At 63.6% G+C, this 14628-nt stretch carries 14 protein-coding genes; 5 read left to right on the top strand and 9 right to left on the bottom strand.

Going from position 1 to position 14628, the window contains the following annotated elements; genetic code table 11:
- Nucleotides 1–168: 168 nt before the first annotated feature.
- The 7 genes from AC1D1G_RS30090 to AC1D1G_RS30060 all read right to left on the bottom strand — a co-directional run bounded on the left by AC1D1G_RS30090 (nucleotide 169) and on the right by AC1D1G_RS30060 (nucleotide 8178).
- A complete protein-coding gene (locus AC1D1G_RS30090) occupies nucleotides 169–1368 on the bottom strand; it encodes an acetyl-CoA C-acyltransferase (protein ID WP_477954922.1) in 1200 nt (399 codons plus the stop codon).
- 17 nt (nucleotides 1369–1385) lie between these two features.
- Nucleotides 1386–2618 (bottom strand): acyl-CoA dehydrogenase family protein, encoded by a 1233-nt coding sequence (locus AC1D1G_RS30085; RefSeq protein ID WP_105423946.1) that lies wholly within the window; start codon nucleotides 2616–2618, stop codon nucleotides 1386–1388.
- A 40-nt stretch (nucleotides 2619–2658) separates the two neighbouring features.
- Nucleotides 2659–3696 carry a phosphotransferase family protein gene (locus AC1D1G_RS30080; protein ID WP_477954921.1) on the bottom strand — a complete coding sequence of 346 codons (1038 nt, stop codon included), beginning with the start codon at nucleotides 3694–3696 and terminating at the stop codon, nucleotides 2659–2661.
- Nucleotides 3697–3729: 33 nt separating this feature from the next.
- Nucleotides 3730–4818, bottom strand: coding sequence for an alcohol dehydrogenase catalytic domain-containing protein (locus tag AC1D1G_RS30075; RefSeq protein WP_283336731.1), 1089 nt, complete (start codon nucleotides 4816–4818; stop codon nucleotides 3730–3732).
- A gap of 31 nt (nucleotides 4819–4849) precedes the next feature.
- The gene (locus AC1D1G_RS30070; protein ID WP_477954920.1) at nucleotides 4850–6082 is read right to left on the bottom strand and encodes a dihydrolipoamide acetyltransferase family protein; all 1233 of its coding nucleotides are present in this window, start codon (nucleotides 6080–6082) and stop codon (nucleotides 4850–4852) included.
- 96 nt (nucleotides 6083–6178) lie between these two features.
- The gene (locus AC1D1G_RS30065; RefSeq protein ID WP_283336730.1) at nucleotides 6179–7198 is read right to left on the bottom strand and encodes an alpha-ketoacid dehydrogenase subunit beta; all 1020 of its coding nucleotides are present in this window, start codon (nucleotides 7196–7198) and stop codon (nucleotides 6179–6181) included.
- Nucleotides 7195–8178 carry a thiamine pyrophosphate-dependent dehydrogenase E1 component subunit alpha gene (locus AC1D1G_RS30060; protein ID WP_477954917.1) on the bottom strand — a complete coding sequence of 328 codons (984 nt, stop codon included), beginning with the start codon at nucleotides 8176–8178 and terminating at the stop codon, nucleotides 7195–7197. Before AC1D1G_RS30060 ends, AC1D1G_RS30065 begins: the two co-directional genes overlap by 4 nt.
- Nucleotides 8179–8439: 261 nt before the next feature.
- On the opposite strand from AC1D1G_RS30060, the gene AC1D1G_RS30055 reads away from it, so the two are divergent.
- The 4 genes from AC1D1G_RS30055 to AC1D1G_RS30040 all read left to right on the top strand — a co-directional run bounded on the left by AC1D1G_RS30055 (nucleotide 8440) and on the right by AC1D1G_RS30040 (nucleotide 13022).
- Nucleotides 8440–9075, top strand: a complete 636-nt coding sequence (locus tag AC1D1G_RS30055) for a TetR/AcrR family transcriptional regulator (RefSeq protein ID WP_317571876.1) — start codon at nucleotides 8440–8442, stop codon at nucleotides 9073–9075.
- 377 nt (nucleotides 9076–9452) lie between these two features.
- Nucleotides 9453–10940: an MFS transporter gene (locus AC1D1G_RS30050; protein WP_477954916.1), complete on the top strand. Its 1488-nt coding sequence runs from the start codon at nucleotides 9453–9455 to the stop codon at nucleotides 10938–10940.
- A 119-nt stretch (nucleotides 10941–11059) separates the two neighbouring features.
- Nucleotides 11060–12460, top strand: coding sequence for a dihydrolipoyl dehydrogenase (lpdA, locus tag AC1D1G_RS30045; protein WP_477954914.1), 1401 nt, complete (start codon nucleotides 11060–11062; stop codon nucleotides 12458–12460).
- 112 nt (nucleotides 12461–12572) lie between these two features.
- Nucleotides 12573–13022 (top strand): DUF5709 domain-containing protein, encoded by a 450-nt coding sequence (locus tag AC1D1G_RS30040; protein ID WP_016882725.1) that lies wholly within the window; start codon nucleotides 12573–12575, stop codon nucleotides 13020–13022.
- On the opposite strand, the gene AC1D1G_RS30035 is transcribed toward AC1D1G_RS30040, so the two are convergent.
- The gene (locus AC1D1G_RS30035; protein ID WP_280779834.1) at nucleotides 13015–13425 is read right to left on the bottom strand and encodes a winged helix-turn-helix transcriptional regulator; all 411 of its coding nucleotides are present in this window, start codon (nucleotides 13423–13425) and stop codon (nucleotides 13015–13017) included. The two genes, AC1D1G_RS30040 and AC1D1G_RS30035, sit on opposite strands and share 8 nt — an antisense overlap.
- A gap of 123 nt (nucleotides 13426–13548) precedes the next feature.
- Here AC1D1G_RS30035 and AC1D1G_RS30030 point away from each other — a divergent pair, with 123 nt between their 5' ends.
- Nucleotides 13549–14406, top strand: coding sequence for an SDR family oxidoreductase (locus AC1D1G_RS30030; RefSeq protein ID WP_477954912.1), 858 nt, complete (start codon nucleotides 13549–13551; stop codon nucleotides 14404–14406).
- Here the strand turns inward: AC1D1G_RS30030 and AC1D1G_RS30025 are convergent.
- Nucleotides 14403–14628 (bottom strand): allophanate hydrolase-related protein (locus AC1D1G_RS30025; protein ID WP_477954911.1); only part of this gene is annotated, 226 nt, incomplete at its 5' end. The genes AC1D1G_RS30030 and AC1D1G_RS30025 overlap by 4 nt on opposite strands.

Genomic DNA, 14628 nt, shown 5'->3' with positions numbered 1-14628 from the left:
GCTGCAGGTCGAGTCCGAACACGGTGGCTCCGGCGTCGGCGAGACGCTTGGCGGTGGCGGCGCCGAGGCCCGAGGCCGCTCCGGTGACCAGTGCGGCGGAATCTACAATATTCACAGTGCTTCCCCTGCTCGGAAAATGTGGAGGGCGTTCTTCGTGTTCAGCTGTTGCTAATTCGGTGCTGCGCGKCGTGGCGACTCGAGGATTATGGCGATTCCCTGCCCGCCGCCTCCGCATAACGCGGCAGCTCCTAGACCGCCTCCTCGGTGCCGAAGTGCGTGCATGAGCGTGAGAGTCACTCTCGCGCCCGACATGCCGACTGGATGACCGAGTGCGATCGCACCGCCATTGATGTTGACCAACTCGTCGGTGATTCCGAGGTCGCGCATGGATGCGATCGCGACGCTTGCGAATGCCTCGTTGACTTCAATGAGGTCGAGGTCTGTCAAGGTGATTGTCTTGCTTCGTCGGATCGCTTCGGCGATGGCGTTCGAGGGCTGGTGTAGTAGCGAGGTGTCTGGGCCCGCGACCAGTGCGTGTGACCTGATCTCAGCCAGCCACTCGATGTTTCGCGCCTGGGCCAGCTCTTTTTGCATGATGACCAATGCGCAAGCGCCATCCGACAATTGAGATGAGGAGCCTGCCGTTGTGGTGCCGTCGGCGGCGAAGGCCGGTTTCAGGCGTGCGAGTGACTCCGGCGTGGTGTCCGGCCGAATTCCTTCGTCGGCTGTGATCGTAGTGTTTCCCCGTCGTGATGAAATTTCGACGGGGACGATCTCAGTTGCGAAGGTGGAATTTGCCGTCGCCGCCGCGGCACGCCGGTGTGATTGTGCAGCAAAGGCATCGAGCTCGACCCGGGTGAAGGATTCCGCTGCTTGGTACCGCTCTGTCGCCGCGCCCATTGACATTTGATCGAACGCGCAGGTCAACGCGTCCCGGTCCAGGGCGTCTTCGAGAGGGTGCGGGCCATACCGGTAGCCTTTGCGCGCGCCTCGCGCGAGGTAGGGGGCGTTGGACATCGATTCCATTCCGCCGGCAACGACGACATCGGCGTCTCCTGAGCGGATCAGGTGGTCAGCAGAGATGATGGCTTGCAGACCGGAAAGGCACAGGTTGTTCACGGTGGTTGCGGGCACTGTCATCGGTAGCCCCGCGGCCACTGCGGACTGCCTCGCGGGGTTCGGCCCCACCCCCGCTTGCACCACGGTGCCCATGATGACGCTGTCGACGTCGTTGGCGACGACCCCCGCGCGCTGCACAGCGGCGGCGATGGCATGTGAACCGAGTTCCACTGCCGTGAGTGGGCTCAGCGCTCCACCAAGTTTCCCGATCGGGGTGCGGGCACCGGCGACGATGACACTTGCGGACACTACGGATCTCCTCGATATCAGGATGGTTGATCGGACTGGGTGGCGTGCTTGCGGAGTTCGCGGGTCGCCAGCACCATGCGGTGAACCTCGTCGGCACCGTCGATGAAGCGCATGGTGCGGGCCTGGGCCCAGAGCATCGCCAGCGGGTGATCCTGTGTCATTCCACCGGCGCCGTGGACTTGGATCGCCTTGTCGAGGACCCAGCCGACCGCGTCGGGGGCCGCGACCTTGATCGCGGAAATCTCGGTTCGCGCCTCCCGCGCACCCACGGTGTCGATCAGCCATGCAGTTCGGAGGACGAACAGGCGGAGCTGGTCGATCTTGACGCGTGACTCGGCAATCCAATGCTGGACGATCCCCTGATCAGCGAGTCGTTTGCCGAACGCGGTCCGCTCGTCCGCTCTGCGGCACATCAACTCGATGGCGCGCTCGGCCATTCCGATCATGCGCATGCAGTGGTGAATTCGGCCGGGACCGAGTCGGGCCTGGGCGAGTGCCTGCCCGCGCCCGCGTTCACCGAGCAGGTGCCGCTTGGGCACACGAACGTCGTCGAAGCGGACTTCTGCATGCCCACCGTGGGCTCCGTGCGTGAAGCCAAACATCGACAGCCCCCGAACGAAGGTCAGGCCCGGTGTGTCTCGGGGCACGAGTACCAGACTGTGTCGCGAGCGAGGATCCGCGTCCGGGTCGGACACGCCCATCACTACCAAAAGCTGACAGTCACTGCTCATGGCGCCGGTCGACCACCACTTTCGGCCATCGATCTTCCAGTGATCGCCCTCGTCGGTGATGGTCGTGGTCAGATTCGACGGATCCGATGATGAGACGTCGGGCTCGGTCATGCAATAGGCAGATCGGATGGTGCCGTCAAGCAAGGGCTCGAGCCACCGTTGCTGCTGCTCGTCGGTGCCGAACAGGCTGAGCAGTTCCATGTTTCCGGTGTCGGGAGGATTGCAGTTGAACGCTTCCGGAGCCACCTCCGGACTCCACCCGGTCAGTTCGGCGATCGGGGCGTACTGCAGGTTGGACAGTCCGGCGCCGCGCGGATCATGTGGGAGGAACAGGTTCCACAGGCCCTGCGCTTTGGCTTCCTTCTTCAGATCCGCCATGATCGCCGGTCGTTCCCACTGCAGGTCCCCGGCGGCGGGATCGTCGTGGAAGTGCTTTTCGGCGGGGAAGACGAACTCTTCCATGAATGCCGAGACCCGATCGCACATCTGCTGGGTGGTCGAGTCGAAGGTGAACTCCATGTCAGTCCTTGGTCCTTGTATTCACGGTAGGGGCGGTAGGTCAGGGAAGGGCCGCGAAGCCCCGCTCCGCGAGCGGCTGGACCATCGAACCGATGTCGTCGAACCCATCGCCCACCGTCTCGCCGTTGACGAAACGAAGATGGATGCCCTCCAAGATGACGGCCATCTTGTAGAAAGCGAAGCTCGAGTACCAGCCCAACTCGCTGACATCGAATCCGGTGGTCCGTGCGTAGCGCTCGACGAGGTCGTCGAAGGAGGGGTATCCGGGGTGCGTCGACGGAGTGCCGGCAATGGGGTTGGTGATGCCCTCCCATCCGGACCAGAACAGGTGCACCAAGCCGAGATCGGTGAGGGGGTCACCGAGAGTAGACATCTCCCAATCGAGCACGGCGGCGATCGTTGGCTGCTCGCCGATCCGCGCAATCATATTGTCGAAGCGGAAGTCACCGTGGACGATCGAGGCCTCGGAATGCTGCGGCAGCCGCTCGCCGAGCCGCCTTCCCAGCTCTTCGAGCACCGGTAGCTCTCGGGATTTCGACGCGGCGAGTTGCTTCCGCCAGCGTCGCACCTGCCGCTCGAGGAAGCCCGCCGGCCGACCGAACGTGGTCAGGCCGAGCGAGTCGTAGTCGCGAGTGTGCAGCGCCGAGAGGCAGTCGATGTACTGGTAGGACAGGGCCGTGCGTTGGGTCGGGTCGACCTCGCTGAAGTCGCTGTCCGTGCGAAGGACCTCGCCGTCGATCTTGTCCATGATGTAGAAGCTTCCCCCCGCATCCGGTGCGGCATCGTCGGCGTACACGATGCGCGGAACCGGAACAGGGCTGTTGGCCAGTGCCCGCTGCACGGCGACCTCACGCTGCATATCGTGTGCGGTTTCGAGGCGGTGCCCGATCGGCGGCCGGCGCAGGATCCACTTCCGGTTCGAGCTGGCGAGCTCGAACGTCAAGTTCGATCGCCCACCGGCGAGCAGACGTACCGCGAGTTCGTCGGAGGGATCCAGTTCGAAGAGTTCCTCGAGCTTGCTCCGCACGTGGGCGAGATTGAAGGGCGCGGATCGCGCGATCTCGTCGACCTGGTTCATAGGTTCCTCAATATCGTTAGCAATATGGGTGTTTCAGGGGTTGGCGACGATGCCCGTGCCCACGGGAAGCTCGTTCCGAACGAGGATCTTCACGTGGTCGATCGTGCCCGCGGTCGGCCTGAGTGCCGCGAATACGTCGTGGACCGCGTCGAGGCTGGCGTACCCGGTCACCATGAGAGACGGGTTGAACCGCCCGGTGACGAGGTGGTCGAACGTCCGCTCGAATGCTTCGTAGGTCTGTTCGCCTCGTCCGGGTCCACCGACAAACTCGAGGGAGACATTCTTCAGGATTCCGGTGACCGGGCGGATTGTCTCCGGGCGCATCGCCGAGCCGACGATTATTATCCGTGTGTACTTCGGCGCGGAGGTCATCAGCTTTCGGAGGATGTCCTTGGCGCCGGAGGCTTCGAAGACGAACGTCTCAGCGGTGGAGTCAGTTTCGTTTTTCAGCGCCTCCATAGGGTCCGTCTGCAATGGATCGACTGCCACGTCGGCGCCATATGCGAGCGCAAGCTCTCGGCGCCGAGCAGATGGATCCGAAGCGACGATCGGGTGTATTCCACGCACCGCGAGTTCGATGACCGATCCAAGCCCAACCGGACCGCAGCCAGTCACCACCGCAGCCGCCCCTGACCGAATTCCCGAGCGCAGCACTGCGTTGACGCCTGTGGCGAGCGGCTCTGTCACAGCCGCCGTGATGGGATCGATGCCTTCCGGGATCTTCAGATGCCCGCCCGCTTGAACGACTGTTCTTTCGGCGAGAGCTCCCGGAGAGGTATCGCAGTAGCCGACCGTGTGGGTCGTTCCATCGGCCGTCACGATCCACGGGAGAGCGACGATGCGGTCCCCGACGTCGTAGTCAGTGACGTCGGGGCCGAGCTCGAGTATCCGGGCTGTGAATTCGTGGCCCAAGACGACGTCGCGGCGCGGATCGAACACTTCTCCGAGAACGTCGGCCTCGAGATGTGCGGCGAGAAAGTCGTCGGTGTGTTGCCATGCCGACAGATCACTGCCACACACACCTGCGGCGAGGGGCTCGACGAGAAGCTGGCCGGGACCAGCTACCGGTTCTGCAACGTCAGTCGCGATGATGGTCCCCTGCCGAAGAACGACAGCCTTCATCGGTTCCCTCCTACCACGTCACTGTTCGCCATCAGCCCTCCGAAGGCCAGTTCTCGAGAGTCTTCTGGACACTGATCAGGGCACGCAATGCCTCGGCGCCGTCAAAGGCACGGTGGTCGAAGGTCAGCCCGAGGCGAGCGATCGGGCGAATGGTCAGTAGCTCAGAGGTGCCGTCGGCGCTTCTGCGGGCGACGGGTGTGCGGACGATTGCCGGGACTCCGAGCGAGGCAACCTGCGGCTTCGTGAGAATGGGGGTCGACACGACCCCGCCGACGCTGCCGGAGTTGCTGATGGTGATCGTTCCGCCGGCGAGATCTTCCGGTCGTCCTGTGCCGTTGGCGAGAGCGGCGCTTGTCCTGGCAATGGCATCGGCCAGCTCGGTGAGGGACAAGGACTGTGCATCACGAATAACCGGAACCAGAAGACCGTCCGGCGTGTCTACGGCGAGGCCCAGGTTGACTGTCTGCCATTGCAGCAGGTGGGTATCTGTGAAGGTGGCGTTGACGACAGGGTGCTCAGCAATTGCCTGGCAGAGCGCGACGGCAATGAAGGGAAGGTAGCTGAGCTTGGCTTCCCCGCGCGAGGCGCGATCACGATTCAGCTTGGCGCGGGCAACAGCGACCGCGGAGAAGTCGACATCGACCTGCGCGGTGAGCTGGGGTGCGGTGTTCCACGATTCCGTGAGATTCTTGGCGATCGCGCGCCGCAGCCTGGTGTGCTCCGTTGCCGAGTACGCGACGTCCTCGTATCCCGCGGGCACCGTGGGTGTTGATTGTTGTGACTGGAGAAACCCACTCTTGCTTGCGAGTTCACCTGCAGACCGGTGGTCCTGAGCTGCTGCCAGGCTGCCTCGGCGTGCCCCTGCAGGTGGCCGGTTGACCGGTGAGAACCATGATGCAGCGAGAACGAGGGAGTCGGTCGGGGGCTTCGATTCTTCGAATACCACCGCCGGGGTGCCCTGTGAGCCTGTCACTGGGGTCGCCACTGTCGCCGGCGAAGGTGAAGCGGCCGGCGATGGCGCAACTGCGACATCGCCACCCTGTTCGCCGCTCGCGGCCGCAATCGCGCGGGCCACCTGGTCCGGGTCACTGTCGACCGGGGCGAATCGTGCGATGACGTCGCCCACCGGAACTTCTTGCTCAATCGAGGCGACGTAGCTGATCAAGATACCCGATTCGGGTGACTCCACTTCGGTGTCGACCTTGTCGGTCGATACCTCACACAAGGCATCGCCTTCGTTGACTTCCTCGCCCGGCTTGATCAACCATTCGGTCAGTAGGGCGAATTCCACGGAACCCATGTGGGGCATGTGGATATCGGTAAGTTCGAGCATAGTGAGAACGTCCTCGTTTTCGAAAGGTCAGTCGCGGACTAGGTGTCGGGCCGTCTCGACGATGTCGGAGACACTCGGGAAGCAGTGATCCTCGAGGAATCGGCTCGCGGGAATCGGTGCGTCGACTGAACCGAGCCGTGCAATCGGCGCTTCAAGCCAGTAGAAGCACCGCTCCTGGATCAGTGCCGCGATCTCGGCACCCGGACCAGCCGTTCGGGGAGCTTCGTGCACGATCATCGCCCGACCTGTCTTGACAACAGAGTTGATGATCGTCTCGCGGTCGAGGGGCACCAACGTCTGGAGGTCGACTACCTCGAGCTCAATTCCCTCCGATGCCAGTACCGTCGCAGCTTCCAGTGCCCGCGGCACCATGCAGCCGTAGCTGATGACGCTGACCGTCGATCCCTCGCGTGCGATGGTGGCCTTGCCGAGGGGCAGCACGTACTCCGGATCGGTGAACACCTCACCGCGCTTGAAGTTGAGTTGCTTGCTCGGGTAGTAGAGCACCGGGTTGGGGTCGCGGATAGCCGCCTTGAGGAGCGCCTTCGCGTTTGCCGGGTTGGACGGTACGACTGCCTTCAGACCGGGGAAGTGCATCGGCAGCATTTCCATGGATCCCGAATGCTCCGGGCCCGCACCGCCGCTCGGCCCGATCGGCATGATAATGACGGCCGGCAACTCGAATTGACCACCGTGCATGTGCCGCCACTTGCCGAGCTTCTGGAAAATCTCGTCGCCGGCAATCAAGCTGAAATCTGCGAATCCAAGCTGGACGATCGGCCGCATGCCGGTCATCGCTGCTCCGGCGGCCGCGCCCACCATGAACGCTTCGGTGATTCCGGTGTTCCGGATCCGGCTAAGCCCGAACTCTTCGACGAGGCCACGGGTGCCGCCGAAGAAGCCGCCGGAAGCAATGTCCTGCCCCATCAGAAAGACCGAGTCATCACGCCGCATCTCTTCAGCGATCGCGGCGCCCTGTGCAGCCTCGTAGCTGAGAACGGTCGTAGATCCAGGAGCGTTGGCGGGTGCGGGTGTCGTGGTGGTCATGCGAACACGTCCTTGAGGATGACGGAGGGATCAGGCAGCGGAGCGGCTTCGGCTTCGAGAAGCGCTTGCGCCACCTCGGACTTCGCGTCTGCGATGATGCGATCGGCCGTGGCCGAGTCGATTCGCTTACGCATGACTTCCAACGGATCCGTATACGTGGAGAGGAAGTCGGCAGGCCGATACTTCTGAGCGTCACCTTCCCAGTGGCCCCCGACACGGGTGACGACAGCTTCGATCAGGGAGGGACCCTGGCCGGCCCGGGCCCTATCGATCGCGTCCTTCACGGCAAGGTAGACCTCGACGGCATCATGGCCGTCTACGCGGACTCCCGGGATGCCGTATGCGGATGCGCGCTCGGCGATCGTTTTGGTCGGGCTGACGGAGTCGAACGTGGTCGACACGGAGATCCCGTTGTTCTCGCAGAAGTAGACCAAGGGCAGGCGCCATCGTGCAGCTTCGAGCAGGCTTTCGTGGAAGGTGCCGCGCGCGGCTGTCCCGTCACCGAAGTCCGCGAGGGCAATCTGATCGGTTCCGCGCATCTGCGCCGAGAGGGCCGCGCCGGCCGCTACCGGATAGACCGACCCCAGTGTTGCGCCCTCGCCCATGATTCCGAGGGCCGGATCGGCCCAGTGGGGCACGCCGGCGCCTTTACCGCCGGTCGAGCCGGTTACCTTACCGAGGAGATCGCCGATGATCGGTGCGAGACCCATTCCCCTTGCGAGCGGCCACGTCGCTCCTCGACCTTGGTAAAAGAGGTAGTCGTCGGGGGCCATCGCCGCGACAGCGCCCGCCACGGCGCCTTCCTGCCCCTTGCCTGGATGCCAGAATCCCGCGAAGCCGTGATCCCGAATGTGCACAGATACCGCGTCCTCGACGGCGCGGGCTCGGGCGATGACGGTGAACATTTCCAGCAGCAGTTCCGTGCTCACCGTCGGTGATACGGAAGCTTCCGGCCGGTGCTCGCTGTGCGGCGACGCCATCGTGGCCTCCTTTTGCGTAGTTCGTGAGAGATACCGGATTGGTGGCACCTCTTGTTTTCTCGACACAGCACGTCCACAAGACGTCTGTGTCTGCAGTCACAGATCAGAGTAAGTGGATCGAGTGATTCAATCAAGTGCGGAATTTCTCAGGATCGCTGCGTCCCCCTCTCGCACCCTTTGAAAAGTGCTCATGAGCTGCAGAAATACCGGCGTGTGGATCACACGATATGATCACCTAGCCCACCAACGAAAGGCGAAACCGTGCCTCGATCCAATCCGCGCGATGGAGCGGCCACCCGGCGTGCACTCATCGACGCGGCGACCAAACTGTTTGCCTCGGAGGGCGTCGAGAAGGTGTCCATTCGGGCCATCAACGCCGAAGCGGGGCTCGGAGCAGCGTCGGCTCACTATCACTTCGGATCCAAGGATGCGATCCTCGATGCGGTACTGATCGATGCCGGCGCCGACGTGCTCGCTCACATTCACGCGCTCACGACAGCCATGGTCGACTCAGGGGCAACGCCGAATGCCAAGCAGATCGTCAACCTCCTCGCTATCCCCTACCGGAAGTACCTCGGAGAAGATCCCGACAAGGGCGTGCGGTGGCTGACCATCTGCGGCCAACTGAGCCTGGCGAACGACCCGCGCCTGTTTCCGGTCGAAGACGACACTGCGAAGTTGCTTCGCAAATTGCTCGAACGCGCGTACCCGCACGCAGACGACAACAGCCTCGAACTCAACTGGTCCCTGACGGTCAATACCCTGATCGTGATGGCCGCCCGATGGTCCGACGCCAGCGGTGCCCAATCACGCGCCCTGTCGGACGAGAAGTTTGACGTGCTTGTCGACTTCGTGGCCGGCGGGCTGGAGACCCTGATGAGCGACGGCAAGGCCTGAGCCATTCGCCTATCTTCGACGGGCCTCTGAACGCCACAATCGACCCGGCTGACTGGGCGTCGTCGAACGCGGCACGGGCATGAACGTATTTTCTTGGTAGTCCCCCATGCGCCGTCGCCGGCCGTCCGACCCCCACACCGACCTGGCGGCTGGTCGAGAGCACGGAAGCGCCACCTGCATGCGCCTCTAGCTGGGCACCACTGCGACACGACAGGGAATCCCGCACGGTCTGTTTAGTGGATCACTTGACAGAATCGATCGCTCCATCTTACTGTGCCTCACATCACAAACTTGAGCGACGCTGATCCCTCGACCGCTGCGCACCTCCCCGCGCATCAGCGTCCCACCTTTCCCGTCAGAGAAATGCAGGAAGCAAGATGACCGCTACACCCACGGACGGTGCGTCGCAGGAGACGCTCGATAATGACACGATGTTGCCACCCGAAGGCGTCGGACACAGATCGACTGCTGGATGGATCGGCGTCCTCGTCATCCTGGTACTTCTCTCGGAAGAAGTTGCCTATGCATTCAATCTGGTCACGCCAGCCCTGCCGAACATGGCAGCAACATTTCAGACACCCCATATAGCCTGGGTATCAACACTATTCACTCTGACCGGCGCGATCAGCGCCCCACTCGTAGGTAAGCTTGCCGATCGTGACGGCAAGAAGAAGTGGCTGCTCATCACGACCGGTTGTATGGCGCTCGGGTCACTGATCGTCGCTCTTGCCCCGACCTTCCCCATCGTGTTGATCGGGCGCGCCGTCGAAGGCTTCGGCCTTGCCATTGTCCCCATCGTGTACTCGCTGATGCGTGACATCTTCCCGAAGCGAATGCTCGCCGTGGCCGTCAGTCTGGCGACAGCCGGTATCGGCGTCACCACAATCACCGGACCGATCTTCGCCGGACTGCTCATCGACAACTTCGGCTACCAGGGCGTCTTCTTCGCGCTCGCAATCTTCCCCCTGATTATCGGCGCCCTGGTCCTCCTTGTCGTCCCAGAGTCCCCGATCCGTGTCTCCACCCAGATCGACTGGACCGGCGGCTTACTTCTGGGCGCAACCATCGCTGTCGTTCTGTTCGGGATCGGCGAGGGCGGCACATGGGGTTGGACGTCGTGGAAGACCCTGTTGTGTGGCGCACTTGCAATAGCGGCCTTCATCGTTTGGATTCAGCACGCCAAGCGGTCCGACCACCCACTGATCGACCTGTCGGTTTTGCGCGGCCGCCCCATCGTCACTACCTTGATCACCCAGTTCACCGGCCAAGCCGTCATTGCCTTGCAGTTCGTCCTGTTGTCGTTCATCGTGCAAACCCCCATTGCACTCGGGCTGACATACGGACTCGGCGAGACCGCCGGTTTCATGGCGCGGATCACCACCCCTGCAGGTGTCGCCTCCGTGTTGATGGGGCTCCTCGTGGGATATCTCGCCGAACGTCGTGGAGCGCGCCTGCCGAACTGGATCGGATTCGCCTTGATGGCTGCTGGTTCCCTGTTCCTCGCGTTCTCGCACAAGGAGTTCGTCCCCATCCTTGTCGGCTACCTCATCTACGCATTTGGCGGAGGTCTGATCAGCGCGGCAATCCCCAATCTCGTCATCGCCGCAACACCCGTACGACTTCAGACAGTTACCGCCAGCACGGTCAACGTGGTCGGATCCTTGGGAAGCGCTGTTGCAGTGCAGATCGGATTCGCGATATTGGCCCTCAATGTCGCCACGGTGGTCGACGGATCGCCAATCTACGGTGGCAGCGGCTTCACAACGGTATACGTCCTTGCGGCCGCGCTCGCGGTAATCGGCCTTATCGCAACGCTACTCATGCCTCACGGTCGCAAATCGCAATCCACGGAAGCGCTGACCTAAGGCCTGTCGATCCCACGGTCGTGCGGAGCTCCCGCGAGCTTCCGCACGACCGGGTGTCGTCGTATCCCTCACTTCTTCATCCATGAAATCCGAACAAGAGTTGCAGGATCAGATCACCCGTGTCCTCACACTATGACGTCGTTGTCCTCGGAGCCGGTCCCGGTGGGTACGTCGCTGCTATCCGCGCGGCACAGCTGGGATTGAGCACCGCCATCATCGAGCAGAAGTACTGGGGCGGTGTGTGCCTGAACGTCGGCTGCATCCCCTCCAAGGCACTTCTCCGCAATGCCGAACTTGCGCATCTCTTCRCAAAAGAGGCCAAGACGTTCGGCATCTCGGGAGAGGCGTCCTTCGATTTCGGCGCCGCCTACGACCGCAGCCGCAAGGTCGCGGACGGGCGTGTCAAGGGCGTTCACTTCTTGATGAAGAAGAACAAGATCACCGAGTACGACGGCAAGGGGTCGTTCACCGACGCCAACACCCTCTCGGTCGAGCTGTCCAAGGGCGGGACGGAGACGGTGACGTTCGACAACGCCATCATCGCCACCGGTTCCACCACCAAGCTGCTGCCGGGCACCTCGCTCAGCGAGAACGTGGTCACCTACGAGGAGCAGATCCTCACCCGCGATCTCCCGGAGTCGATCCTCATCGTCGGTGCCGGCGCGATCGGCATGGAGTTCGGGTACGTCCTGAAGAACTACGGAGTGGACGTCACGATCGTCGAGTTCCTCGACCGTGCGCTGCCCAACGAGGACGCGGACGTCTCCAAGGAGATCGAGAAGCAGTACAAGAAGCTCGGYGTCACGATCAAGACCGGTGCCGCCGTCCAGAGCATCGACGACGACGGCAGCAAGGTCACCGTCTCGATCAAGAACAACAAGTCCGGCGACATCGAGACCGTCGTGGTCGACAAGGTGATGCAGTCGGTCGGATTCGCGCCCCGCGTCGAGGGCTWCGGCCTCGAGAAGACCGGCGTGCAGCTCGATCGTGGTGCGATCGGTATCACCGACACGATGCAGACGTCGGTGCCGCACATCTACGCCATCGGTGACGTSACGATGAAGCTGCAGCTGGCGCACGTCGCCGAGGCGCAGGGCGTCGTGGCCGCCGAGACGATCGCCGGCGTCGAGACGCTGCCGATCGAGGACTACCGGATGATGCCGCGGGCCACGTTCTGCCAGCCGCAGGTCGCGAGCTTCGGTCTGACCGAGCAGCAGGCCAAGGACGAGGGGTACGACGTGAAGGTCGCGACGTTCCCGTTCACCGCCAACGGCAAGGCGCACGGCCTCGGTGACCCGACCGGTTTCGTCAAGCTGATCGCCGACAAGAAGTACGGCGAACTGCTCGGCGGACACCTCATCGGCCCCGACGTCTCCGAGCTGCTGCCCGAGCTGACCCTCGCGCAGAAGTGGGACCTCACCGTCAACGAGCTGGCCCGCAACGTGCACACGCACCCGACGCTCAGCGAAGCCCTGCAGGAGGCCATCCACGGTCTCGCCGGGCACATGATCAACTTCTGACCCGAACACCGAGAGGGCCCGCACAGTCTCTGTGCGGGCCCTTCTCGTTTCTCACCGGGTTGCTTCCGCGATCCGATGGCGAACTGCCCGTTCCGGTGGCATCGTGGGGAAGATGACCATGCCGGACAGCACGCCAGAAGGATCCGAGGGCGAGTACAGCCTGGACGAAGAGGACCAGTTGCAGCCGGAAGACACGTTGGTCGACCGAGGTGTGGACGACGTTCTCGACGAGGGCTATTCGCCTCCGGAGAGGCCGCTCGGGCTCGACGCGTACGGGACGACGGCCGCCGAGCAGCGCGAGGGTGAGACCCTCGATCAGCGGCTCGCGGAGGAGGAGCCGGACCCGGCTCTGGAAGACGACGACAACGCGGAGATCCTCGACGACAACGAGGTCGGGCGGCTGCGGTCGGGCCGGCTCGTCGCGGAGGACGAGGGTGTGGGCGAGGACGAGGAGAAGGACCTCGTGGCGTCCGACATCGGCATCGACGGGGGAGCGGCGTCGGCCGAAGAGGCCGCGGTCCACATCGTCGACGAGGAAACCGAACTCGACGAACTCAGCTGACGCCGCGTCCGGCGTCGTACTTCTCCTGTGCTGCCTGAACGTCGGGGACGCGCGATTCGACCAGTTCGATCAGGCCGATGAGGCGTGAACCGACCTCGGCGCCGAGCGGTGTCAGGCTGTATTCGACTTTGGGTGGAATGGCCTCGAGCACCTCTCGAACGACGAGGCCGTCTCGTTCGAGGGCCTGCAACGTCTGCGACAGCATGCGCTCGCTGACGCCGTCGACGCGTCGGCGGAGTGCGCTGAATCGGTAGTTCCCCTCGGTCAGCGCCGCGAGTGCGAGCACCCCCCAGCGACCGGTGATGGTCTGCAGGGTCTCGCGCGACGCGCAGTTGCGTGCAAAGACGTCGGCCTCGAGGGTGGGGTCCTCGGCTTCCTGTGCTGGCTGTGCGAGCTCGGACATGCGTCCAGCCTACCCCACATGAAGGAAGTGCTTACCGAAACATTTGCACTTACGAAAAATTAGTGCATGATGGAAAGTGAGCTTGAAAAGTCAACTCGCCCCCTCATGCGCTAGGAGTTCGTCATGACCATCGCCGTCACAGGAGCAACCGGACACCTCGGTCGACTCGTCGTCGAGGCACTGCTCGACAAGGGCACCCCCGCGGGCGACATCGTCGCCGTCGTCCGCACCCCGGCCAAGGCCGCGGACCTCGCCGACAAGGGCGTGGAGATCAGGCAGGCGGAGTACGGTGATCGCGCCGCACTCGAGTCGGCCTTCGCCGGCGTCGACAAGCTGCTGCTCGTCTCCGGCAGCGAGGTCGGTCAGCGGGTTGCCCAGCACACCAACGTCATCGACGCCGCGAAGACCGCCGGGGTCGGATTCGTCGCGTACACCAGCGTCCTCGACGCGCAGAACAGCCCGATCGGATTGGCCGTCGAACACCGCGCCACGGAGGACCGGCTGACGCAGTCCGGAATCGACTTCGCGCTGCTCCGCAACGGCTGGTACTGGGAGAACTACCTCGGCAGCATTCCCGCCGCGGCCGAGACCGGTGCGCTGTTCGGCAGTGCCGGAACGGGTGTCGTCGCCGCTGCCGCCCGCAAGGACTACGCCGAGGCCGCCGCCGCGGTCCTCCTCGCCGACGGGCAGGCAGGCAAGGTGTACGAGCTCGGTGGCGACGAGCGCCTGACGTACAGCGAACTGGCGGAGGTCATCTCCTCCGTCCTCGGAAAGTCGGTGTCGTACAAGGATCTTCCGCAGGCCGAGTACGCCGCGGTGCTCGAGGGGGCCGGACTGCCCGCACCGATCGCGAGCATGCTCGCCGACTCCGATGCGGGAGTCGCGGTCGGCGCCCTCGACACCGGGAGCGGCGACCTGCAGAAGCTGATCGGGCGCAACTCGACTCGCGCCGCCGCCGTCCTTGCCGTGAGTACTTATTAACCGCGGGCGGTTGACAAGTACTCACGGGTGTAGGCAACCCAACTGCCGAACTCGGTGATATCCGTGGCCCCGTCGACCGCGTCGTGGGTGCAACTGAAGCCGACCACGGCGCGGCCGTCGGACAATTCGACGCTCGTCAGCGCCATCGGGGCGGGCAGTGCGGCGAGGAAGGCGCCCAGCCCGGCGCGCGACACCCGGAACAGTTCCCCGGCGATCGCTCGC

It is taken from the genome of Rhodococcus sp. P3_B8 (assembly GCF_056402775.1).
The sequence above is the reverse complement of the archived record's forward strand: the minus strand, read 5'-3'. Positions and strand labels throughout refer to the sequence as shown.